Origin of the sequence: Sphingomonas kyeonggiensis, from assembly GCF_014204495.1 — a bacterium.
GTDB lineage: Bacteria > Pseudomonadota > Alphaproteobacteria > Sphingomonadales > Sphingomonadaceae > Sphingomonas > Sphingomonas kyeonggiensis_A.
Genome location: NZ_JACHLN010000001.1, coordinates 519641 through 543577 on the forward strand (window position 1 = coordinate 519641; position 23937 = coordinate 543577).

Sequence of the window (23937 nt, forward strand, 5' to 3'; positions counted from 1 at the left end):
GCTGACGAATGCCCGTTTCTCCTCTATTCCGATCTCCCAACCAAGGAGATCGGACATGGCGGGAGAGACGGGCATCTTCATTGGCGCAGGTGCCGGCGGCGCAAATCCCCAGAGCCTGGTGCTCAAGCGCGCCAACCGCCACGGGCTGATCGCCGGCGCCACCGGCACCGGCAAGACGGTGACCATCCAGGGGATCATCGAGGGCCTGTCGAACGCCGGCGTTCCCTGCTTCGTCGCCGATGTGAAGGGCGACCTTTCCGGCCTGGCCATGGCCGGCTCGCCCACCGCCAAGACGCACGAGATCTTCAAGGCGCGCGCCGCCGAGATCGGCCTGGCCGACTGGGCCTATGCCGACACCCCGGTGCAGTTCTGGGATCTCTATGGCGAGCAGGGCCATCCGATCCGCACCACCATCTCCGAGATGGGCCCGCTGCTGCTTTCGCGGCTGATGGACCTCAACGAAGTGCAGGAAGGCGTGCTGACCATCGCCTTCACCGTCGCCGACAAGGACGGGCTGCTGCTGCTCGACCTGGACGATCTGCAATCGATGCTCGCCCACTGCGCCGAGCGCGCGGACGAGCTGACCGCGACCTATGGCAATGTCTCCAAGCAGTCGGTCGGCGCGATCCAGCGCGCGCTGCTCCAGCTGCGCAGCCAGGGCGGCGCCAATTTCTTCGGCGAGCCGGCGCTGTCGATGGAGGATTTCCTCGGGCTCGACGACAAGGGCCGCGGCGTGGTCAACATCCTGGCCGCCGACAAGCTGATGGCCAGCCCCAAGCTCTACGCCACCTTCCTGCTCTGGCTGCTCTCGGCGCTGTTCGAATCGCTTCCGGAAGTGGGCGATCCCGACAAGCCCAAGCTCGCCTTCTTCTTCGACGAGGCGCATCTGCTGTTCGACGATGCGCCCAAGGCGCTGCTCGACAAGATCGAGCAGGTCGTCCGCCTGATCCGCTCCAAGGGCGTCGGCGTCTATTTCATCACCCAGAACCCGATCGACGTGCCCGACACGATCGCCGGCCAGCTCGGCAACCGGGTGCAGCACGCGCTGCGCGCCTTCACCCCGCGCGACCAGCAGGCGGTGAAGGCGGCGGCGACCACCTTCCGCGCCAATCCCGATGTCGATGTCGAGAAGGCGATCACCGAGCTGAAGGTCGGCGAGGCGCTGGTGTCGGTGCTGCAGGACGATGGCTCGCCGAGCCCGGTGCAGCGCACGCTGATCCGGCCGCCGGCATCGCGCGTCGGACCGGTCACCCCGGTGGAGCGCGGCGTGCTGGTGCAGACCGATGCGATCGGGACCAAGTACGACACTTTGGTCGATCGCGAATCGGCGGAGGAGCTGCTTGCCGCCAAGTCGGCCGAGGCGTCGGCCGCAGCGGCCGAGGCCAAGGCGCAGGACGAAGCCGAGAAGGCCGCCGCGGCCAAGGCCAAGGAAGACGCGCGGCTCGCCAAGGAAGCCGAGCGCCAGCGCCTGGCCCAGCAGCGTGACGCCGATCGCCAGGCCCGGCTCGACGCCCAGGCCCAGAAGGCGGCGGAGCGCGAGGCGGCGAACAATCCGTGGAACCGGGCGATCACCTCGGCGACGCGCTCGGCCTCTTCGGCGGCGGGCCGCGCGGTGGCGAACGAAGTGTCCAAGGCGGTGTTCGGCAAGAAGAGCGGCGCGGGCGCGAGCATCCTCGGCGGGCTGGTCCGCGGGGTGCTGGGCGGGTTGTTCAAGGGGCGGTAATCGTAAAGCCCCTCCCCTTCAGGGGAGGGGTTTGAAGCCTATGTCGTCGGCTCGGCCGCCGGCGCCAGGAACTCGCGCCACAGCATCACCAGCACCGCCATCACCGCCGGGCCGATGAACAGGCCGAGCAGGCCGAGCGTCTCGACGCCGCCGAGGATGCCGATCAGCACCCAGAGGAAGGGCAGCTGGGTCGCCCCGCCGATCATCGCCGGGCGGAGGAAGTGATCGGCGATGAAGATGATCACCAGCCCGATCGCCACGACGGCAACCGCGCCGACCACCGATCCCTGAAGCAGCAGCAGCACCGCGGCGAGCACGAACAGCAAAGGCGCGCCGAAGGGGATCATCGCGGCGATGGCGGTGGCGCCGCCGAGCAGCAGCGGATGCGGCACGCCGGCGACCAGGTAGACGATCGCCATCAGCGCGCCGACGCCGAGGCCGACCAGCACCAACCCGTCGATCGTGCCGCGCACCGATCGGATCGCCTGCGTCCCCACCCGCTCGCCGGCGGGGCCGAACAGCCGCGACACGGCGATGCGGCCCTGCGCAATCAGCGCGTCGCGGTCGCGCAGCACGAAGAACAAGGTGAGCAGGGTGAAGCCGAACACCACCGCGCGGTGCGCGACATTGGCGCCGATCGCGCGGGAATGGGTCAGCCATTCGCTGTTGCTCAGCAGACGCAGCTGCTCGGCGGCATCCTCGGGCCGGGCGAGATGGGTCAGCCACCAGTCGCGCACCGCCTGGCTGCCGACCGGCAGGCGGTCGACCCAGTCGGGCACCGGCACGCCCTGCGCCTGGGCCTCGGCGATCAGCCGGGTGATGTCATGCGCCTCGCGCAGCGCCTGGCCGATGCCGAAGCCGAGCGGGATCAGCACCACCAGCGCCGCGAGCAGGGTGATGATCAGCGGGATGACGATGCGGTGGCTGCCGTGCAGCATCGCGCGCAGCTTGAGGTGCAGCGGATCGACGGCGATCGTCAGCACCACCGCCCAGAGCAAAGCCGCGATGAAGCCATGCGCGACCCAGAGGCCAAGGAGCAGCAATGCGCCCACCAGCGCCAGGCGTGCGGCGCGCTGCGCCGTCTCGGTTCCCGTGTTCATTCCGCCAGCGTAGCGTCGCAACGCCCGATCGTTCAAGCGAGCGCGGCGGCAACCCCCTCCAGCCGATCGAGGAACTTGCCCCAGCCGAAGCGCGCGCCGCCATAGTTGCTGGCGTTGGTGAAGCCGCTCTGCTCCATCCGCAGGCGCGTGCCGCCCGCTACGGGCTCGAGCGTCAGCGTCACCACCGATTCGAAGCGCGGCATCGCTTCCTCGCCGCCGCCGGTATCCCAGCTATACGAGAGCTGGCGCCCCGGTTCGATCTCGCGCACCGCGCAGTCGATCCGCCCGCTCCAGCCCGGCGCACCTGGGCTCTGCAGCGTGAAGCGGTGGCCCTGCTCGGCAGCGAAGTCATTGGGCAGCAGCCATTCGGCGATCAGATGCGGCTGGGTGATCGCGCGCCACAGCTTCTCCGGCGGATGCGCAAAGTCCCGCTCCATCACCAGGGTGCGCGTCTCGGTCATTGATCCATTCTCCTGAGCAGGTCCTCGAGCCGATCGAAGCTGTCGGCCCACATCGCCTCGTGCAGGCGCATCCAGTCGAGCAGCGGCGCGAGGCCGCGGGGATTGGCGCGGTAGTGCGTCTCGCGCCCCTGTGGCCGGTCGAGCACCAGCCCCGCGCCCTTCAGCACCGCGAGATGCTTGGACACCGCCGGCTGGGAGATTCCCGCTCCCTCGGTTAGCGCACGCACCGTCAGCTCGGATCGCGCCAGCCGCTCGAACAGCGTCCGCCGGGTGGGGTCGCCCAGCGCGCGGAACAGCGCGTCGGCGGCGGAGTGGGCTATCGGCTCCATGCGCCAATCCATAACCATGTGGTTATTCAAATCAACCCGCCGCAAAAAATGCTGTCCTCGCCGGGCCTGCGGTGCCAGTTTCCCGCGATGACCGAACCATCCAGCTCCGCTCGGCCGACGGCCGAGCTCACGCTCCGCGGCATCATCCTCGGCGCGCTGATCACCATCCTGTTCACCGCGGCGAACGTCTATGCCGGCCTCAAGGTCGGCCTGACCTTCGCTACCTCGATCCCGGCCGCGGTCGTCTCGATGGCGATCCTCAAGGCGTTCAAGAGCGGCACGATCCTCGAGAACAACATCGTCCAGACTATCGCATCCGCCGCGGGTACCCTCGCCGCGATCGTGTTCGTGCTGCCGGGCCTGATCATGGTCGGCTGGTGGTCGGGCTTCCCCTATTGGACGACCGTCGCGGTGTGCATCACCGGCGGTGTGCTCGGCGTGATGTTCTCGGTGCCGCTGCGCCGCGCGCTCGTCACCGGAACCGACCTGCCCTATCCGGAAGGCGTCGCCGCCGCCGAAGTGCTCAAGGTCGGCTCGGGATCGGGCGCGGGCGACAAGGAGAATGCGGCGGGCCTGCGCACCCTGATCGTCGGCACGATCTTCTCGGGCGTGTTCGCGCTGCTCGGCAAGATGAAGCTGGTCGCCGAGGAAGCGGGCAAGAATTTCGCGGTCGGCGGCACCGCCACCGGCTGGTCGACCAGCTGGTCGATGCTGCTGATCGGCGTCGGCCATCTCGTCGGCATCTCGGTCGGCGCGGCGATGTTCTTCGGCATGCTGATCTCCTGGACGGTGCTGGTGCCCTATTTCGCCCATGGCGGCGACATCAGCGGCGGGATCGACGCGCTGGTCGGCTCGACCTTCCGCGGCCAGGTGCGCTTCATCGGCGCGGGCACGATCGGCGTCGCGGCGATCTGGTCGCTGCTCAAGATCATCGGGCCGATCATCGCAGGCCTGCGCTCCGCCCTTGCCGCCTCGCGCGCGCGCCAGGACGGCCAGGCGCTCGACATCACCGAACGCGACATGCCGATCGGCGTGGTCGCCCTTATCACCCTCGCCACGCTTGTCCCGATCGCCTGGCTGCTGTGGACCTTTTCGGCCGGCGGGCCGGTGCACGATCATGCTTTTGCGGTGATCGGCGGATCGCTTGCCTATGTCCTGATCGTCGGCGTGCTGATCGCGGCGATCTGCGGCTACATGGCCGGCCTGATTGGTGCGTCGAACTCGCCGGTCTCGGGCGTCGGCATCCTTGCCGTGCTCGGCGCCTCGCTGCTGCTGGTGGCGGTGTTCGGGCATGAGGCCGATCCGTCGCGCACCAACGCGCTGATCGCCTATGCGCTGTTCACCACCGCGATCATCTTCTCGATCGCGACCATCTCGAACGACAATCTCCAGGACCTCAAGACCGGCCAGCTGGTCGGCGCGACGCCGTGGAAGCAGCAGCTCGCGCTGATCCTGGGCGTGGTGTTCGGCTCGCTCGCCATTCCGCTGGTGCTCGACCTGCTCAAGAACACGCTCGGCTTTGTCGGCATGCCCGGCGCCGGCCCCAATGCGCTGTCGGCGCCGCAGGCCGCGTTGATCTCGTCGATCGCCAAGGGTGTGCTCGGCGGCGACATCGACTGGAACCTGATCGGGCTCGGCGCGCTGATCGGCGTCGGCGTGATCATCGTCGACGAAGTGCTGGGCAAGACCGGCAAGATGCGCCTGCCGCCGCTCGCCGTCGGCATGGGCATCTATCTGCCGATGGGCCTGACCCTGCTGATCCCGGTCGGCGCGCTGATCGGCCATTTCTACGATCGCTGGGCCAAGCGCCAGGCCAACCCGGAATTCGCCGAGCGGATGGGCGTGCTGGCAGCGACCGGCCTGATCGTGGGCGAGTCGCTGTTCGGCGTGGCCTTTGCCGGCATCCTTGCCTGGGCCAACCGCAACTCGCCGATCCCGCCCAACGACGCACCGCTGGCGATCATGCCCGAGAGCTTCGAGAGCGTCGCGCTGTGGATCGCGCCGCTGCTGTTCTTCGGACTGATCGCGGTGTCGTACGCGATGACGCGCAAGCTGGTCAGCAAGACGCCGACGGGCTCGGGGCCGGAGACCCCGGCGGACGATATCGCCACCTATCGCTGAGCTGATGCGCCGCCTCGACAAGTTGCCGCCCGCCTTCAAGCGCTATGCGAAGGTGGGCGGCGCTTTCGACTTTGCCGTGTTTGACGATGCGGAGGACGGTGAGGAGGCGGCGGTCGCGGCGATCCACGGGCTGCTCGGCGACGGGATCGACGCAGCGGCACTGCGGTCGATCGGCCATCGCCAGATCGAGCTCGCCGAATTCCTCGGCGCGCATTGCCATCCGGAAAGCCGCAAGCTGATCAAGCGCGGCACCTGGCGGACTACGGACGGCCAGGAACTGGTCGATCCGCCATTCAAAAAGGTCGCGCGGCTCGTGCTTTCCGGCGGTGGCTATGCGATTCCGCTTCCCGGCGAGGGCGGCCAGTTCGCCCGCGCCTTTGTCGAGCCGCCCTATGGCCTCGACGCGTCGCCGCGCGAGATTCAGGAACTGTTCGGCGAGATCCTCGGTTTCCTGCTGCCGCCGGACGAGCCGCACCGCATCCTCGACTGGGCGAGCCCGAGGCTGGCCGAGGTCTCGCCCCGCTTCGAGGCGGGCATGGAATGGTGGGGCGCGTTCCTCTTCACCATCCACCAGCCGGAGCGCGGCCGGCTGATCGCCTTTGCCGCCTCGACAACCGACTAGCGTCCGTACCACGACTTGGCTGTTCCCCGGCGAAGGCCGGGGCCCAGCTGCGATGTCGTTCGAGAGGTTCCCGCGCCATCGAGGGTCCGTCGATACTGGGCCCCGGCCTTCGCCGGGGAACTGATGAGCGGGACGTTGATCGCCCCGCCCGCGCCTCAGGCCATCTGCGCAAGCATCGAGGTGATCGGGACGAAGGCGAAGGCGACCGAGCTGTCCGCCACGCCGTAGGGGATGAACAGCTTGTCGCCGTGCTTGATCGCGCCGCAGGTGTAGACGACGTTGGGCACATAGCCCTCGCGGTCCTGGTCCGCCGCCGCCAGCAGCGGCTCGGCCGAGCGTGCCAGCACTTTGGACGGGTCGTTCTTGTCGAGCAAAGCCGCGCCGATCGAATATTTGCGCATCGCGCCGACGCCGTGGGTGAGGATCAGCCAGCCTTCGTCGAGCTCGATCGGCGGGCCGCAATTGCCCATCTGGACCAGCTCCCAGGGGAATTTCGGCTTGATCAGCAGCTCGCCGCCTTCCCAGGCGGTGATGTCGTCCGAGGCGTGGAGGAAGATGTTCTCGCCGTCCTGGCGCCCGAGCATCATGTAGCGGCCGTTCACCGTGCGCGGGAACAGCGCCATGCCCTTGTTGCGCGAGGCGCTGCCCGACATCGGCACGAGATCGAAGGTTCGCCAGTCGCGCGTGCGCAGCAGCTCGGACTGGATCACCGAGCCGTTATAGGCGGTGTAGGTGCCGATCCACTCTTCCTCGCCATCGTCGTGGCGGAAATGGGTGATGCGCAGATCCTCGAGCCCGTTCGACTGGGCGCGGGTGATCGGGAAGATCACCGTGCCCGACAGGGTGGAATCGCGGTGGCGATAGACGGTGACCGGCCCCTCGGGCACATGCGCCTCGTCCTCCTCGCGCGCGTCCGCCGCTGTGGCGAAGGGCGGCTCGGGCGCCAGGGTCAGGTCGTTGCCGTCGGTGATGATGCCTTCGCGGAAGGCGACCGAGGAGATATGCCCCTCTCCCACCGCGCGCAGGCTCATCAGGATACGCAAGCTGCCCGGCGGCATGCCGGTCTGGTCATAGTGCGGCACCGCGCTGGGGTTCATCAGCGCGGCGGCGGCATAGCTGTATTCATGGCAGAAATAGGCACCGATCAGCTGGCGCTTCTCATCGCCGATCTGGCTGCCGTCGAGCCCGAGCATCCCCTCGATCTCGTCATAGCGCGTCATGAACACGCGGCGCGTCTGCCAGTGGCGCGCCTCGAAATCCTTGAGCACGATCTCGAGCTGGCTGCGCGCCTCGCCCGGCGACATCGCCAGCACTTCGGTCACCAGCCGCTCGCTGCGGCTCGGGCCCGACCCGTTGGAGGTCCAGGCGATATGGAAAGGGCGGACCACAACACGCGAAGGATCGGCCTTCAGGCGCAGCGCATGATTGAAAATATCGAGCATCCGGCTCCCAGCCATTGTCCCCGCACCGGCGCGAAATCGTTACGCGACGGCGGCTCGCAACGGTGTTGCCATGTTTTCGGTCGCTTTTGAAAGAGCCGAAATCGCGCAATTCGCCAGCTGGAGTGCCAGAATCGACTCGGCGCCCTGATTCCGGTTCAAGCCGTGCGGCATCAGCCCGTCGAAACAGCCGCCATCCTGGGCGCTGGCGAGCGGCAACTCCAGATCATTGGCGCCGAGATACCAGCGATAGGCGCGCACCGCTTCCTCGACCCAGCGATTCTCGCCGGTAGCCTCATGCGCGGCGACACAGGCCTCAACCGTCGCCTGCGCCTCGAGCGGCTGCTGGTCGAACTGCATCGGCGCGGCATAGGCGCGGCCGAAACTCTCGGTGCCGACGGCGCGGAAGCGTCCCTCGGGCGAGGTCTGCTGGGCGACGATCCATTCGAGCGTCTCCAGCCCGACGCTGGTGAACTCGCTGCGCCCCAGCGCCACGCCGGCGCGCAGCAGCGCCTCGGGCAGGCGGGCATTGTCATAGGCCAGGACGATCTCGAACCAGCTCCATTCCGGACGACGATTGCCGTCGAGCAGCTCGATCAGCTCCGCGCCGAAGCGAGTGAGGATCTCGCGGCTGCGGGCGTGGCCCGGATGCGCATCGAGCATCGCGGCGGCCCCCAGCATCGCAAAGGCGCGGGCGCGCGGGCTGCCCAGCTCGAGGGCGATGCCGGCCGTGGTATCGAACAGCGCCGAGGCCCAGTCGCGATGCTTCTGCGCCCTGGCATCGCGCGCGGTGACGCCAAGCGACCAGAGCGCGCGGCCGTTCGAATCCTCGGAGCCGACATCCTCGCACCAGGTGCGATCGAAGTTCATGAAGTTGCGGAAGCGCCGGAGATCCTCGTTCCAGGCATATTGGACGAAGGCGGCATAGACGCTGGTCCATTTGTCGCGCAGCGTCTCGTCGATATCGTCGATCTTCGACATCAGGATCAGCGCGCGGGCATTATCGTCGATGCAATAGCCATGGCGGCGATCGGGCACCGAATAGATCGAATGCTGGAGCATGCCGGTGGCGTCGCTCATCCGCTCCACCGCGGCGATATCGGGCTTGAGCGGACGCAGCTCCTGCTTCGCCCGGCCGACCCGGCGCGGGCGCGCGGCGACGATCCGGACCAGCGCATCCATCGCGGTTTCGGCAAGGCGCGGCCACAGCATCGTGCGGCCGCGGGCATAGGCGCGCTCGGCCAGCGCCATGCGCGCCGGCTTGTCGGCGAGCAGGCGGCTGATCTCGCGGGCGAAGGCATCGCTGTCGCCGAAGCCGACCAGCACGCCGTGATCGTCGGCAAGGATTTCGGTGGCGTGGATATAGGGAGTGGAGACCACCGGCTTGCCGACCGCGACCGCATAGGAAAGCGTGCCCGAGGTGATCTGCGCGGGATTGGGATAGGGCGTCGCATAGACGTCCGCCGCCTGGAGATAATCGAGCAGTTCGTCCTGCTCGACGAACCCGTCGACAAAGGCGACATGGTCGGCGACGCCCAGTTCGGCGGTGAGCGCCTTCAACCGGTCGCGATAGGCTTCGCCTTCATGCGCGACGAGATTGGGATGGGTGGCGCCGAGGATCACATAGAGCGAATCGGGCCGCGCCCTGGCGATCGCCGGCATCGCGCCGATCATCGTCTCGATGCCCTTGCTCGGCGCGAGCAGGCCGAAGGTGAGGATCACTTCGCGGCCCTGCCAGCCGAAGCGCGGCTTGAACGCCTGCGGATCGGCGAACGGGCGATCGGGCACGCCGTGCGGGATCATCGCGACCTTGCGATCGTCGACGCCGTGGACGCGCTTGAGGATCTCGCGGCCCTTCTCGGCCATCACGATCACCTGCGAGGCGCGGCGCAGCAGCGCATCCATCACGCGGCGCTGATCGGCATTGGGGTTTTCGAGCACGGTGTGCAGCGTGGCGATCACCGGTATCGACAGGCGATCGAGCAGCGCGATCAGATACTCGCCGGCGGGGCCGCCATAGATGCCATATTCATGCTGGACCCAGAGCGCCTGGGCGCCCGACGCCTCGATCACCCGGGCGGCGCCGAGATAGGCGGCGCGGTCCTGCTCGGGGATCGAGGCGGTCACGGCATCGGGATAGTCATAGCGCCCGGGATGATCGTCCATCGCATAGACGTCGACCTTGAGGTCCGGGAAACGCTGCCGGAGCGCGGCATAGGTATCGGTGGTGTAGGTCGCGAGTCCGCATTTGCGCGGCAGGAAGTTACCGATCAGCGCGATGTGCTGGATATTCGGGGCTTTCATGCGCCGATCTTTCCTTTCGCTGCCGCAAACCAAGTTGCGTGGGTTACTCCGCTCGCCTCTCCAAACTCACTGATTTCAATAAGGTTTCATCATGCTGCAATGCAGCACAATACGACTATCAAGTCGTCTTGTAAATCTGGCGTTCAGCCGCGACCGCGATAGCCCGGCACCCCCTGCTCGGGTACCCAGACACCTTCCGGCGGCGTGCCGGACTGCCAGAAAACATCGATCGGAATACCACCGCGGGGATACCAGTACCCGCCGATCCTGAGCCATTCCGGTTTCATCTCGTCGAACAGGCGCTGGCCGATGCCGACGGTGCAATCCTCATGGAAGGCGCCGTGGTTGCGGAACGATCCGAGGAACAGCTTGAGCGACTTGGATTCGACGATCGTGTCGCCGGGCACATAGTCGATCACCAGATGCGCGAAATCGGGCGCGCCGGTGATCGGGCAGAGCGAGGTGAACTCGGGTGCCGCGAAGCGGATGAGATAGCGGGTGCCCTTGCGCGGGTTGGGCACATAATCGAGCTCGGCCTCTTCCGGGGTGGCGGGGAGAGTCGAGGTTTTTCCGAGATGCTTGGCGTCCATCCAGGCCATGTAGGCGTTTGCGCGCCGCTTTGCATCCTCCTAGGACATCCCGCCATGGATAGCCTCGTAACGACCGAATGGCTGGCCCGGGCCGACAATGTGCTGGTGCTGGACGCGACCTATACCTCGACGATCCCCGGATCGCCGCCGCGCGATCCCCGCGCGGAGTTCGAGGCCGAGCATATCGCCGGTGCGCGCTTCCTCGATCTCGATACGCTGATCGACGAGACCAGCCCGCTGCCCTCGACCGTGCCGACCGTCGCCAAGATCGCCGAGCGGCTGCGCGCCCTAGGCGCGGATACCGAGACGCAGATCGTGCTGTACGACAATGGCCCGCACCATACCTCGTGCCGGGCCTGGTGGGTGCTGCGGCTCGCCGGCGTCGATGTCGCGCTGCTCGATGGCGGCATGGCCAAATGGAAGGCCGAGGGGCGAATCTGCGAGGAAGGCCTGCCATGGACCGAGCCGGGCGGCTTCGAGGTCCGCCCGCCGCGTTCGCGGGTCCGCACGCTCGACGAGATGAAGGCCGAGACCGGGCAGGTCGCCGATGCCCGCTCGGCGGCGCGCTTCACCGGCGACGAAGCGGATCCGCGCGCCGAAGTGGCGGCGGGGCATATCCCGGGGTCGCGCAACGTGCCCTATCCCAAGTTCTTCAACGCCGACGGCACTTGGAAGACGCCCGAGCATATCCGCGCGGTGTTCGAGGAGCATGGCATCGACCTGGGCCAGCCGCTGGTGACCACCTGCGGGTCGGGGATCACCGCGGCGATCCTGGCGTTCGGCGCGCACCTGCTCGACAACGAAGCCGCACTTTATGACGGCAGCTGGACCGAATGGGGTAGCCGTCCCGAGACCGCCAAGGCATTGGGCCCGGCATGAGCAGCGAAAAGCACGACAAGACCAAGGTCGTTTCCGCCGGGCGGCGCAAGGAATGGACGCAGGGCATCGTCAACCCGCCGGTGTGGCGCGCGTCGACGATCCTCTATGACGATGTCGCGCATCTGCGGGCGAGCGGTGCCCGAGACACGCATCACCGGCTGTTCTACGGCCGGCGCGGGACGCCGACCCAATGGTCGCTGGCCGACGCGCTGACCGAGCTGGAGCCGGGCGCCGAGGCCACCCTGCTCTATCCGTCGGGCGTGGCGGCGATCGTCTCGACGCTGCTCGCGCTGCTCTCGCCGGGCGATCACCTGCTGGTGCCCGACAGCGCCTATGACCCCACCCGCAACTTCGCCAACGGGCTGCTCAGGCGGATCGGGGTGGAGACGACCTATTACGACCCGCTGATCGGCGAGGGCATCGCGACGCTGTGTCGCGAGAATACCAAGGTGATCCTGCTCGAGAGCCCGGGCAGCCTGACCTTCGAGGTGCAGGACGTGCCGGCGATCGTCGCGGTGGCGAAGGATCGCGGGATCGCGACGGTGCTCGACAATACCTGGGCGACGCCCCTGCTGTTCCCGGCAATCGCGCTGGGCGTCGACTATACGATCCTGGCCGCGACCAAATATGTCGTCGGCCATTCCGACGTGATGCTGGGGTCGGTCACCGCGACGCAGGGCAGGTACCAGGCGCTGCGCGACACGACCTACCAGCTGGGCCAGACCGCGAGCCCGGACGATGCCTGGCTTGGCGCGCGCGGCCTCAGGACCATGGCGATCCGGCTCGAGCAGCATGGCCGCGCCGCGCTGCAGATCGCCGAGTGGCTCAAGACCCGGCCCGAAGTGGCGCGGGTGCTCCACCCGGCGTTGCCCGATTGCCCGGGGCACGAGATCTTCCTGCGCGATTTCCGGGGCGCGTCGGGGCTGTTCTCCTTCGTGCTGGACGGCGGCGGCGAGAAGGAGCGCGCGGCACTGATCGACACGCTCGAGCATTTCGGCATCGGCTACAGCTGGGGCGGCTATGAGAGCCTGGCGCTGCCGGTGGACCCGCAGCGCTTCCGCACCACGACCGAGTGGAAGGCCGAGGGACCGGTGGTCCGGCTGCAGATCGGGCTCGAGGATCCGGACGACCTGATCGCCGACCTCGACCGCGGCCTCGCGGCATTCCGGGCGGCGCGCGGATGATGCAGCGCTTCGGCGACTGGCTGGCGGGGCACAATCTGCCCTCGCCACCCGAGCTCACCGAAGCGGGGGTCGCCGTCGGCCTGGTCGTCGCGGCGCTCGGGCTGGGCTGGATCGCCGGGCGCAGGATCGGGCCGCGGATCGCCGAATACTGGTCGCGCGACGCCGATCACGGGCCGTTGTTCAGCGGGCGGATCTGCGAGGTGCTGCGCTACGGCGTCGCCACGCTGCTGCTGGGCATCGTCCTGGCCGGCTGGGCCTGGCATCCGCTCGCGGCGCTGGGGCTGGGGCTGGCCACCGGGACGACCGCGGCGATGTTCGCGGTGGCGGTGCTGCGCGGACTCCACATGCCGCGCTCGGTCGCCTGGACCGCAGCCGCGATCGCCTTTGCCGCGATCTTCAGCCACGCGATCGGCGGGTTCGCCGCGACGCGCGAGACGCTGGAGCGGGTGGGCATCGACATCGGCACGCGGCGGCTGACGCTGCTCTCGCTGCTCAGCATCGGGGTGACCGTGCTGACCCTGTTCGCCGGCGTGCGGCTGTTCAACCGCATCCTCACCCAGTGGATCGCCGGCGCGCGCGGCTTCGACCCGACCCAGAAGCTGCTGTTCCAGAAACTGGCGGCGATCGCGGCGGTGGTGATCGCCTTCTTCGTCGGCATCGACCTGCTCGGCATCGACCTGACCGCCTTCGCGGTCTTCTCCGGCGCCTTCGGCCTGGCGATAGGCTTCGGGCTGCAGAAGACGATCGGCAATCTGATCGCCGGGATCATCCTGCTGATGGACCGCTCGATCAAGCCGGGCGACGTGATCGTGGTGGGCGACAGCTTCGGCTGGGTGAACAAGATCGGCGTGCGTGCGGTCAGCGTAGTCACCCGCGACGGCAAGGAGCATCTGATCCCGAACGAGATCCTGATGACCCAGGAAGTGGAGAACTGGTCGTACACCGACCGCAACGTCCGCGTCCGCATCCCGGTGACCGTCTCCTATGACTGCGACCTCAAGCTCGCCCAGGAGCTGATGCTGCGCGCGGCGAAGGAAAGCCCGCGCGCGCTCAACGACCCGCCGACCAATGTCCGCCTCTCCGCCTTCGGCGAGAATGGCGTGGAGCACGAGATCCTCACCTGGATCAGCGACCCCGAGAGCGGCGTCGGCAATGTGAAGAGCGACGTGCTCAATCGGCTCTGGGCGATGTTCAAGGAGCACGGCATCGCGCTTGCCTTGCCCCAGCGCGAGGTGCGGCTGCTCGGGCGCGACGAGAAGCAACCTTAGGCCATTGCCCTGGACGGGGGGCCGCCCCTATCTTGCCCGCGTGCCCGCCTCGTCCGTGACCGCCCGCATCGCCGATGGAGTCAGCTCGATCCTGCCGGGCGACTGGGATGCGTGCGCGGGCAACCGCAATCCGTTCGTCAGCCACGCCTTCCTGTCGATCCTCGAGCGCTCGGGATCGGTGAGCCCGCGCGCGGGCTGGCAATCGCTACCGATCGTGATCGAAGATGGCGAGGGCCGCCCCGCCGCGATTGCGCCAGCCTATGCCAAGAGCCACAGCCAGGGCGAATATGTGTTCGACCATGCCTGGGCCGATGCCTGGGAGCAGGCCGGCGGCCGATATTATCCCAAGCTCCAGATCGCCGTGCCCTTCACTCCGGTGCCCGGACCGCGCCTGCTGCTGCGCGACGGGGCGCTGGCGCCGGGACTGATCGCGGGGATCGAAGCGGTTACCGACCAGAACCGGCTGTCCTCGGCGCATGTGACCTTCCTCGACGATGCGCAGTTGCCGCTGTTCGAGCAGGCAGGCTGGCTGGTGCGCGCCGGCACCCAGTTCCACTGGGCGAACGAGGGCTATGCCAATTTCGACGATTTCCTGGGCGCGCTCGCCAGCCGCAAGCGCAAGGCGATCCGCAAGGAACGCGCCGCCGCGATCGACGGCCTGGAGATCCGCCACCTGAGCGGCGCCGAGATCACCGACGCGCATTGGGACGCGTTCTGGAATTTCTATCAGGACACCGGCAGCCGCAAATGGGGCCGCCCCTATCTGACCCGCAGCTTCTTCACCCTGCTCGGCCGCGAGATGGCGGACAAGGTGCTGCTGATCCTCGCCTGCCGCGACGGCCTGCCCATCGCCGGGGCGCTCAACCTGATCGGTGCCGACACGCTCTATGGCCGCTATTGGGGCTGCACCGAGGAAGTGCCCTTCCTCCATTTCGAGCTCTGCTATTACCAGGCGATCGACGCGGCGATCGAGCGTGGCCTGCGGCGCGTCGAGGCCGGCGCGCAGGGCGAGCACAAGCTGGCGCGCGGCTATTCCCCGGTCACCACCTGGTCGGCGCATTACCTGCCCGATCCGGGCTTCCGCCGCGCCGTGGCCGACTATCTCGAGCGCGAGCGCGAGGCGGTTGCGCAGGAGCAGGAATATCTCGGCGAGATGACGCCGTTCCGGCGGGGTGGGTAGAGGCTAACGGCTCCCCCAAGCTGATCCCCGGCCTTCGCCGGGGAGCTAAGGTGGCTGAATGCCGTATGCCCTAGTGTTTTGGCTTCTTGTGCTTCGCCGCCTTGTGGGTCGGGCTGGGCGACGGCGTCGGCTCGGGAGTCGGCACCGGCGATTCGATCGGCTCGGGCACCGGGCTCGCCTCGGGATCGGGGAGACGGCTTTCGCCGCCATGGCCTTCGCGCAGGATGATGTCGCGTTCCCAGCGCGGCACCGGCAGCTCGCCGGGCTTGATCACCGGCGCGGGCACCGAATGATCGATCTTGAACAGCGCGCTGGCGCCGTCGCGCCATAGCGGGATCAGGCCCTGCTCGAAGCGTGGATCATAGTTCGGCGTCTCGATCATCCAGACATAGTCGAACGCATCGCGCGGGAAGCGGGCAAGCGCCCAGGCGACCGGGCGCCAATATTCGCGCGGGCACTGCACGTCGGTGACGATCTGCGAGGGATCATGGGCGAAGCGCTTGGCCGCTTCGTAGCGCACGGTGAGCAGCTGGCCGCCGGCCATCGACCATTGGTCGTTGGTGTAGGCGAGCTTGCGCTCCAGCGCGAGCGCGGGGACGTGCTGGAGGCGGGTCTGCTTCCACTCGTAGCGGCAGGTCTCGCCGACAAAGGTGATCAGGCGAGCGCCCTGCGGCAGATGCTCGAGCGCCTTCAGTTCGCGATCATAGGTGCCGCTGTAGAGCAGGAAGCTCCAGGTCGTCGCACCGATGCGGACGCAGAAGAACGCCATGCCGAGCGCCGCGACGGTGGCGGCGCCGCGGATCGACAGGCCGGGCTTGGGCCGGATCGCAAGGATGCCGACCGCCAGCAGGAACGGCACCAGGCGCATGTCCGCATAGGCCGAGCCGAACACGACGCGCGGCAGCAGCGCATAGACCAGGGTCAGGAAGATCGCCGACAGCGCCAGGTTGCGCGAATACTGGATGTTCGGATCGCGCACCGCCTTGAACAGCAGCAGGAACAGCACGCCGACCGAAGCGAGGTCGAACAGCTGCCAGCGATCGCGGAAGACCTGGGTGATCCAGAGCATCTTCGCGCGCCAGTTGAACATGTCGAAGGTCTGGCCGGTGACATGGCCGCCCGAGCGCCATGCCACCATCAGGATCGCGGGCGGCACCAGCACGAGGCACTGCAGGCCCGCGAAGAAGCAGGGCAGGATCCAGCCGCCGACGATATCCTTGTACCAGGGCAGCCCCGGATCGCGGCGCAGATCATGCTGGCGGATCAGCTCCGCCGAGAAGGCCAGCACGCCGAGCAGGCCCCAGCCATAGGTATGGCAGACCCAGATCAGCACCGAGATCGGCAGGAACACCATGGTGCGGAAGGCGAACTTGCCGAGCCGCGCCAGCCGCAGCCACCAGCCGAAGGCGAGCAGCGCGAATGCCATCGACAGCGCGAAATTGACGAAGCCGAAATGGAAGGGGAAGGCATAGGCGAGCGGCAGCGCGAACAAGGCGGTGGCCGGGATCCGACCATGCACTTCGCGCGCGATCCACAATATGCCCGCCACGGTCATCGCCGGAATCGCGACGACGATGATCTTCACCGCCAGCTCGAGCCCGAAGACATAATGGAGCGGGATGACCAGCAGGTCGACGCCCAGATTGCCCATCAGGCTCCAGCGGAAGTCGTACCACTCCTGGAGGAAGGGATATTGGTCATAGGTGAACTGGACACGGTAGCGCCCCATATGACCCGGCAGATCGACCAGCGGAGGGATGGTCGGCCAGATCAGCGGAATAATGGCTATGAAGGTGCAGAGCGCCACGAACCATCGTGTCTGCCACCATTGCAACGCGTCGCCCCTGTCCATCGTGGCTCTTTAGGCCGAGCATGGCCGTGCCTACAAGCCAGTCTTGTCCATGAATCCGATGGGAATCAGCGGTTCACCCGGTAGAGATGGTCGGTGCCGTCGCTCCAGACCTCCGAAAGCCCGGCCAGCACGCGCGGATCGTCGATCTGCGGCTCGATCAGCCAGACATAGTCGAACCGGCCGCGCGGCAGCCCGGCGAGCGCGCCGCGCAGGTCGCGCAGCCCCGCTCCCGTTGCGCAGGGCCGGTTGGTGATCATCTCCGACGGATCCACCGCATAGCCCTTCACCCCCGGGGCGATGACATGCATCAGCCCGGTCGAGCCGAGGTCGAACTGGTCATTGGCGAAGGCGCCGCGGCGGACCACGACCATGCTCGGCAGGTGGTTCTTGCGGAACAGCGCCCAGGGCGGCTTGCAATTGTTGGTGACGAAGCCGGCGACGCGGCTGCCATAAGGGATGTGCTCGACCGCTGCGAGGTGGCGATCCCAGTCGCGGGCCTCGATCGTCATGCTGGTGAAGGTGCCGGCGATGCGGATCAGGCAGAAGACCATGCCGATCAGCGCCATCCTGCGCAGATCGTGTTGGCTCGCCTCGGCGCGTGGCACCACCGCGAGCAGCGCCATCATCACGCCATAGGGCGCCAGCCGGGCATCGGCATAGGCCGTACCGAACGGCATCGCGACAAAGGCGGCGCACAGGCCGAGCGTCACCACGCCCAGCTGCGGCGCGAACCGCCATTTGGGCGAGCGCGCGGCATGGTAGAGCAGCAGGCCGATCGTCGCGACCGAGGCGACGTCGAACCATTCCCAGCGATCGCGCAGCACCATGCCAACCCAGCCGGGCTTGAGCCGGAAGCTCTCCAGCCAGTCGCTGGTGCCGGCGCCGTCCCCCGGGGTCCAGCGCAGCAGCATGACGAAGGGAAGCGCGAGCGGCAGGCAGTTCAGGCCGGCCCACCACGTCGCCGCGATCCAGCCGCGCCCGGCGGCGCGCTCGCGCATCAGGTCGGACAGGAAGGCGAAGCAGCCGAGCACCAGCCAGCCGAACAGGTGCGCGCCCCAGATGAGCCAGGCGATCGGCACGAACAGCGCGGCGCGCAGGCGGAAGCGCTGCTGGCGGCCGAGGCGCAGCCACAAGGCGAAGGCGTTGAGCGCCAGCGCCATGGCCAGCGTGTAGTTCAGGAAGCCGTAGAGAAAGATCATGCTGTAGGCGAGCGGCAGCGCGAACAGCGCCGCGGGCTGCACCCGGCCATGCGCCTCGCGCGAGACCCACAATATGCCCGCCACGGTGAGCATCGGGATGGCGACCACGATCAGCTTCACCGCCGGCTCGAGCCCGAGCAAGGGCGCGAGCAGGTACACCAGCACATCGACGCCGAGATAGCCGATCGCGCGCCAGTGGAACTCGTACCATTGGTCGAGCGTCGCGGCATCGGTGCCCAGCATCACCCGGTAGCGGGCCATGTGCCCCGGCAGGTCGAGCAACGGCGGCAGGCTCGGCCAGAGCAGCGGCACGGCGGCAGCCAGGATCGCGGCGAGCGCGAACCAGCGGGTCTGCCACCATTCCAGTTCGGGCCGTTCCATGTCGATCAATGCCGCGTGCCGATCCGGTAGATGCGCGGTGCGTCGCCCTTGTCGAGCGGCACCAGCCATTCGGGGATTACCCCGCGGCCGAGCTGCGCGGCAAGGCTTTCGGGCTGATCGGCGGCCTTCGCCATATGATCGAGGTCGCCGGGGCAGAAGGCGACATAGTCGACGCCCCAGGCACGGGCGATCGCTTCGGACTGGGCAGGCTGGCGCATGAAGAAGTCGTACATGGCACGGTTCCCCTGGTTGTTGCGGTGATAGGGTGCGGCGATCACGCGGTGCGGCGTCGCGGCGATTGCATAGGCGCCGAGGTCCAGCGGCGTGAGCAGGCGGCCGGGCGGGAGCGCGGCGAGCCGGGCAAGCGCATCGGGCGCGGTGCAGTTCGGGCCGGGCTCGACTTTCGGCGGGAAGAGCGCTGCGGCGGCGATCGGATAGAGGATGCCGGTGGCGGCGATCCAGGCACCGGCCAGCGCCAGGGCGTTTCGCGCGCGGGCCGCTGTGATCATCACCGCCAGCGCGGGGGCCGCGAGCAGCGCGCCGGCATAGGCGCCGCGGAGCTGGAGCAGGGTGATCGCGAGGCTGGCCAGCTGGAGCGCGGCGAGCAGCCACCAGCCCGGGCTGCGGGACTTCCACGCGAAGCGGGCGCTGGCGAGAAGGCCGACCAGCGCAAGGCCGGCATAGGCGATGGTGTTGGCCGGCGGGGCCGCGAACAGGGGCTGCGCCTCGCCGACCTCGGCCAGCCAGAGCCGGGCAAGCAGCGGATCGACTTCACCATAGGGGTGGAGGCATTGCGGGGCGAATGACAACATCGCGACGAGGACGAACAGGCCGGCAATAGCCGTCGCGATCAACCGGGCGCGCAGGCTGCGCGGAGCGGATACGGCGAACAGAGCGAGGCCGAGCGGCGCCAGTGCAGCGCACTGGGCCGCGCGCCAGAGCAGGCCGGTAAAGCCGTCACAAGCGAGAACATTCCAGCCGCTGGTGCGGAATACCACCCCCGCCCCGACCAGCGCGAGCGGCAGGACAAGGCCGAAGCCAAACAGGCGGCTACCGGCACCGGGAGCGTCCGTGACCCAGAGAAGCACCATCGCGGCGCCGGCCACCGCGAGCAGCGGCAACGTCTCCAAACCGATGACCAACGATGCGGTGATGGCGAGCGCGGCAACCAGGCCGGCGGTGAAGCGGCCGGCGCCGAGCAGGGCATGGACCAGCAGCAGGAGCAGCACCATCTGCAGCGCGTGGTGATCGATGCGACCGGGCATGAACAGACTGATCGCCGGATAGGCCAAAGCGGCGAGCAGGATCGCGGTTGCCGAGGGCGCACCGAGACGGCGGGCGATGGCGCCGGTCAGGACCAAAGCAGCGAAGAAGTGGAGCGCCGGTGAGACGGTGACCGCCGCCAGCGTCGCCCCATGCGCGCCCAATAGCGGCGTGAGCGCGAGGATCAGCGCGGCCGGCACCAGGTCGGCCAATCGCGACCAGTGCATCTCGAGCCCCGGCGCGGCGCCGAGGCGATGCTGGGCGAGATCGGCATATGCCTGGCCGCCGAGCCAGTCGCGAACCTGCTGGAGACGGACCATGTCGTCGGTATCGGGCAGGCGCAGCGCAGTCAGGTCCTGCCAGTCGCGCAGCGCCCAGGCCGCGCTCAGCACCATAGCCAGCAACAGCGCGACGCACAGGTCGCGCCACGCTGCTCGGGGCGGGCTGGTTTCCATGCCCCGGTGGTAAGGTGCTTTGGTTAATTGCGCGTTAGAGGCTGGTTCCGGGCTAGCACTTCCTATGGTCATGCGCGTGGCCGTGCGACGCTATCCGCACCTTGCCGATCCGGTTGATGCCCAGCTCGCTGAACCAGATATCGCCGTCCGGCCCCTGGACGATCCGGTGCATCACCGTGCCGCGCGACGGCGCGCGATAATAAAGGATGTCGACACCGCTCAGGTCGCCCTTCTCGGCATGGAGGATGTCGGCGGAGAGGCGGACGATATAGTCGTCGGCCACCGGCCCGGTCGGCGGCGGGCTGACATATTGCTGGACCCAGAGATTGCCGTCGGTGTCGAAGGCAAGCCCGGCCAAGATCGCATTCGCTGCGGTAAGCGGCACCGGGAACTCGGTGATCGAGCCATCCGCCTCGACCCGGCCGACCTTGCCGCCCGCCTCTTCGCTGAACCACATCCGACCGTCCGGCCCTGCGACGATCGCGATCGGGCGGCTGTTGGCGGTGGGAATAGCGATCTCGGCCGGCGTGCCGCCCTCGGCCGGGATACGCGCGATCTTGCTGCTGGTCAGTTCGGTGCACCACATCGCGCCGTCCGGCGCCGCGGCAAGGTAGATCGGGACCGCGCCCAGGGTGGGCAGCGCATAATGATGCACTTCGAAGCTGTGCGGATCGACACGGCCGACCGTGTTGGTGAGCTTGCCGGTGAACCACAGCGCGCCATCCTTCCCGATGCCGAGCCCGTGCGGGCGCGTGTTGATCGGCGGTTCGATGCCGGAGCCATGGAGGCGGACATCGACAAGCTGGACGATGTTGCCGTCCGGATCGATCCGGGCGAGCTGGCCATACCCCTCGAACGTAACCCAGAGCTGCCCATCCAGGTCGAACTTGATGCCGTGCGGCAGGCTTCCCTGGGGCATGGCGAAATAGGTCGCTTCCCCATCGAGCGTCACGCGGGCGATATGGTCGTAATTCTGGCCAGAGACCCAGAAGACCTGCCCGTCATGGCGTTGGTCATAGACCAGTTCATGCGTCGATCCGCCGCCCTCGACACAGCAATGGGTGGAATCGGCGGCAGCGCAGCCGGTGGTCGGCGCGGCGCCCGGCCAGGCGAGCGGATATTCGATCACCTGGCCGGCGACGCACGGCGTCGTGTCGATCGCGGCACCATGATCCATGTGATCCATGCCGTGATGCATCGTCATGTCGTGCATAGCCATTCCCCCCGAAAGTCGCGGAGAGGCTATGCCTGGCCCAACGACTCCACAATGCGCCACGCCGGGAGAAGCATCGGTTTCGGCAATATCGCGCCGTCAGTGCGACACGACCCACCGGCCATCGCGGAAGCGATACAGGTTCGGCGAGATGCAGCGCTGCTGGCTGGCGCAATCCTCGCGCACCGTCTGCTTGAACTGCTCTAGCCGGGGTCCGTCGGGCATGCGGGCGACGAAGACCATGTCGTCCGCGACGACGGTGACGAACAACTCGGGTCCGGCGACATCGGCGATGGCACGCCAAGCCTTGGTGTCGGCAAGCAACGTGGCGAGATAGGGCTGCTCCGCGAAGAGGACCGGGTTCTGCGCCACGGCGGCAGGGCTGGGCAGCGCGGGAAGCCCAGCTCGGGTCTGCTGCCAGGCGCGCGCCCAGGCCTGACCGCGGGTGAGCTTGAGCGTGCCGAGCACCTCCGGCGGCACCGTCGATACGCTGTCCGGGGCGTTGGACACCAGCACCGCGAACAGATCCTCGCCGATCGGCTCCGCGACGATCGCCGGGACGTGCCGCACATATTGCGCGTCGCGCACAGCGATCCGCAACGATTCCGGAGTCGGCGCCGGCGGCATCGGGTTCCGCAAAACCTTGTCGAGGAATTCGGTCCGCACCGCCGTGCAATCCGCGGCCGAAGCGTGGCGGCAATAGCCATAGACGCGGTGGAAGTTCAGCGTGCTTTCGGCCCGGCCGCCACCCTTGAGCGATACCGACAGCGGATCATCCCGCTGCACAACGGTGACGCCGGGTACCCGCTGCTGAATCTGCCGGATCATCTCGGCAACGAAGCGCTGCTCGTTGCTGACCTGAGCGCTGCATCCCGTGCCGGAGAGCAGGGCGCCGCACGCCCCCAAAACCGCCGTCCGCCTGATCGCCATCTCGCTTCCCCTCGAATCGATGAGAACAAAGCGATAACAGAGTGCCGCCGGAACGGACGGGAACCATGTCCGAACCGGACATAGTTACGGCGGGTACCCAAGGGCACCCGCCGGATATCGGAATCAGCCCTCGCGGCGGCCGAGCAGGCGCAGGCGGAGCGCGTTGAGCTTGATGAAGCCCGCCGCGTCGCGCTGGTCATAGGCGCCCTGGTCGTCCTCGAAGGTCACGACCTTCTCCGAGTACAGGCTGTACGGCGACTTGCGGCCGGTGACGTTCACGCTGCCCTTGTAGAGCTTCAGGCGGACGGTACCGGTCACCTTTTCCTGGCTATAGTCGATCGCGGCCTGGAGCATCTCGCGCTCCGGCGCGAACCAGAAGCCGTTATAGATCAGCTCGGCATAGCGCGGCGCCAGCTCGTCCTTGAGGTGCGCGGCGCCGCGATCGAGCGTGATCTGCTCGATGCCGCGGTGGGCCAGGTGATAGATGGTGCCGCCCGGCGTTTCGTACATGCCGCGCGACTTCATGCCGACGAAGCGGTTCTCGACCAGGTCGAGACGGCCGATGCCGTGCTTGCGGCCGAGCTCGTTGAGCGCGGTGAGCAGGGTGGCCGGGCTCATCGCCACGCCGTTCAGCGCCACGCCGTCGCCACGCTCGAAATCGATCGTGATCACTTCCGGCTCGTTCGGCGCGTCTTCCGGGTTCACCGTGCGCGAATAGACATAGTCGGGCACTTCCTCCCACGGATCCTCGAGCACCTTGCCCTCGGACGAGGTGTGGAGAAGGTTCGCGTCGGTCGAGAAGGGCGATTCACCGCGCTTGTCCTTGGCGACCGGGATCTGGTGCTTCTCGGCGAACTCGATCAGCTTGGTACGGCTGGTCAGGTCCCACTCGCGCCAGGGCGCGATCACCTTGATGTCCGGATTGAGCGCGTAATAGCCGAGCTCGAAGCGGACCTGGTCATTGCCCTTGCCGGTGGCACCGTGGCTCACTGCATCGGCGTTCACCAGCTTGGCGATCTCGATCTGGCGCTTGGCGATCAGCGGGCGCGCGATCGAGGTGCCGAGGAGATACAGGCCTTCGTAGAGCGCGTTGGCGCGCATCATCGGGAAGACGAAGTCCTTGACGAACTCCTCGCGCAGATCGTCGATGAAGATGTGCTCGGGCTTCACGCCGGCCATTTCGGCCTTCTTGCGCGCCGGCTCGAGCTCCTCGCCCTGGCCCAGGTCGGCCGTGAAGGTCACGACCTCGCACTGATATTCCTGCTGGAGCCATTTCAGGATCACGCTCGTGTCCAGGCCGCCCGAATAGGCGAGGACAACGCGGTTGATCTTGTCTGACATGGGCGACTCCGAAGGATGTGCGGGAAAACCGGGGCGCTCTAGGGTCCACGCGCCGCTTCCGCAAGTTTTGCGGCTGGGGCATGCTATGCCCGACGGACATGGA

The 23937-nt window shown here is 67.7% G+C and carries 19 protein-coding genes; 7 read left to right on the forward strand and 12 right to left on the reverse strand.

Annotation, left to right across the window (positions count from 1 at the left end; translation table 11 throughout):
• The first annotated feature begins 55 nt into the window (after nt 1–55).
• A complete protein-coding gene (locus tag HNP52_RS02600; RefSeq protein ID WP_184162076.1) occupies nt 56–1723 on the forward strand; it encodes a helicase HerA-like domain-containing protein in 1668 nt (555 codons plus the stop codon).
• A 38-nt stretch (nt 1724–1761) separates the two neighbouring features.
• Here HNP52_RS02600 and HNP52_RS02605 read toward each other — a convergent pair whose 3' ends face one another.
• From HNP52_RS02605 to HNP52_RS02615, 3 genes are read right to left on the reverse strand one after another with little or no spacing between them, the layout of a single operon-like run.
• Nucleotides 1762–2823 (reverse strand): AI-2E family transporter, encoded by a 1062-nt coding sequence (locus HNP52_RS02605; RefSeq protein WP_184162078.1) that lies wholly within the window; start codon nt 2821–2823, stop codon nt 1762–1764.
• Between the two features lie 32 nt (nt 2824–2855).
• Entirely contained in the window at nt 2856–3284 is a 429-nt protein-coding gene (locus tag HNP52_RS02610; protein ID WP_184162080.1) for an SRPBCC domain-containing protein, read from the reverse strand.
• Nucleotides 3281–3613 carry a helix-turn-helix transcriptional regulator gene (locus HNP52_RS02615; RefSeq protein WP_184162082.1) on the reverse strand — a complete coding sequence of 111 codons (333 nt, stop codon included), beginning with the start codon at nt 3611–3613 and terminating at the stop codon, nt 3281–3283. Before HNP52_RS02615 ends, HNP52_RS02610 begins: the two co-directional genes overlap by 4 nt.
• Nucleotides 3614–3700: 87 nt before the next feature.
• On the opposite strand from HNP52_RS02615, the gene HNP52_RS02620 reads away from it, so the two are divergent.
• On the forward strand, nt 3701–5734 hold the full coding sequence (locus HNP52_RS02620; protein ID WP_184162085.1) for an OPT family oligopeptide transporter: 2034 nt from the start codon (nt 3701–3703) through the stop codon (nt 5732–5734).
• 4 nt (nt 5735–5738) lie between these two features.
• Nucleotides 5739–6356: a hypothetical protein gene (locus HNP52_RS02625; RefSeq protein ID WP_184162088.1), complete on the forward strand. Its 618-nt coding sequence runs from the start codon at nt 5739–5741 to the stop codon at nt 6354–6356.
• 155 nt (nt 6357–6511) lie between these two features.
• Here the strand turns inward: HNP52_RS02625 and HNP52_RS02630 are convergent, their stop codons facing one another.
• The 3 genes from HNP52_RS02630 to queF form a co-directional block, all read right to left on the reverse strand.
• Nucleotides 6512–7798 (reverse strand): glycoside hydrolase family 130 protein, encoded by a 1287-nt coding sequence (locus HNP52_RS02630; protein ID WP_184162091.1) that lies wholly within the window; start codon nt 7796–7798, stop codon nt 6512–6514.
• A gap of 39 nt (nt 7799–7837) precedes the next feature.
• The gene (locus HNP52_RS02635; RefSeq protein ID WP_184162094.1) at nt 7838–10099 is read right to left on the reverse strand and encodes a glycosyltransferase family 4 protein; all 2262 of its coding nucleotides are present in this window, start codon (nt 10097–10099) and stop codon (nt 7838–7840) included.
• 143 nt (nt 10100–10242) lie between these two features.
• The gene (gene queF / locus HNP52_RS02640) at nt 10243–10689 is read right to left on the reverse strand and encodes a preQ(1) synthase (protein ID WP_184162097.1); all 447 of its coding nucleotides are present in this window, start codon (nt 10687–10689) and stop codon (nt 10243–10245) included.
• 54 nt (nt 10690–10743) lie between these two features.
• On the opposite strand from queF, the gene HNP52_RS02645 reads away from it, so the two are divergent.
• Genes HNP52_RS02645 through HNP52_RS02660 form a run of 4 tightly spaced genes read left to right on the forward strand, consistent with a single transcriptional unit; the run spans nt 10744 to nt 15200 of the window.
• Nucleotides 10744–11568 carry a sulfurtransferase gene (locus HNP52_RS02645; RefSeq protein ID WP_184162100.1) on the forward strand — a complete coding sequence of 275 codons (825 nt, stop codon included), beginning with the start codon at nt 10744–10746 and terminating at the stop codon, nt 11566–11568.
• Nucleotides 11565–12752 carry a cystathionine beta-lyase gene (gene metC / locus HNP52_RS02650; RefSeq protein ID WP_184162103.1) on the forward strand — a complete coding sequence of 396 codons (1188 nt, stop codon included), beginning with the start codon at nt 11565–11567 and terminating at the stop codon, nt 12750–12752. The genes HNP52_RS02645 and metC overlap by 4 nt, the downstream gene beginning before the upstream one ends.
• Nucleotides 12749–14020, forward strand: coding sequence for a mechanosensitive ion channel family protein (locus HNP52_RS02655; RefSeq protein WP_184162106.1), 1272 nt, complete (start codon nt 12749–12751; stop codon nt 14018–14020). The genes metC and HNP52_RS02655 overlap by 4 nt, the downstream gene beginning before the upstream one ends.
• A 40-nt stretch (nt 14021–14060) precedes the next feature.
• Nucleotides 14061–15200, forward strand: coding sequence for a GNAT family N-acetyltransferase (locus tag HNP52_RS02660; protein WP_184162109.1), 1140 nt, complete (start codon nt 14061–14063; stop codon nt 15198–15200).
• A gap of 70 nt (nt 15201–15270) precedes the next feature.
• Here HNP52_RS02660 and HNP52_RS02665 read toward each other — a convergent pair whose 3' ends face one another.
• From HNP52_RS02665 to HNP52_RS02690, 6 genes are all read right to left on the reverse strand, one after another.
• Complete coding sequence (locus HNP52_RS02665; RefSeq protein WP_260395868.1) at nt 15271–17052, reverse strand: hypothetical protein; 1782 nt, start codon at nt 17050–17052, stop codon at nt 15271–15273.
• A 65-nt stretch (nt 17053–17117) separates the two neighbouring features.
• Nucleotides 17118–18641, reverse strand: a complete 1524-nt coding sequence (locus HNP52_RS02670) for a hypothetical protein (RefSeq protein WP_184162113.1) — start codon at nt 18639–18641, stop codon at nt 17118–17120.
• Complete coding sequence (locus HNP52_RS02675; RefSeq protein ID WP_184162116.1) at nt 18638–20350, reverse strand: hypothetical protein; 1713 nt, start codon at nt 20348–20350, stop codon at nt 18638–18640. Before HNP52_RS02675 ends, HNP52_RS02670 begins: the two co-directional genes overlap by 4 nt.
• 52 nt (nt 20351–20402) lie before the next feature.
• Nucleotides 20403–21569, reverse strand: a complete 1167-nt coding sequence (locus HNP52_RS02680; RefSeq protein WP_184162118.1) for a hypothetical protein — start codon at nt 21567–21569, stop codon at nt 20403–20405.
• 93 nt (nt 21570–21662) lie between these two features.
• Complete coding sequence (locus HNP52_RS02685) at nt 21663–22493, reverse strand: hypothetical protein (protein ID WP_184162121.1); 831 nt, start codon at nt 22491–22493, stop codon at nt 21663–21665.
• Nucleotides 22494–22616: 123 nt separating this feature from the next.
• Complete coding sequence (locus HNP52_RS02690) at nt 22617–23834, reverse strand: argininosuccinate synthase (protein WP_184162124.1); 1218 nt, start codon at nt 23832–23834, stop codon at nt 22617–22619.
• Nucleotides 23835–23937 lie beyond the last annotated feature (103 nt).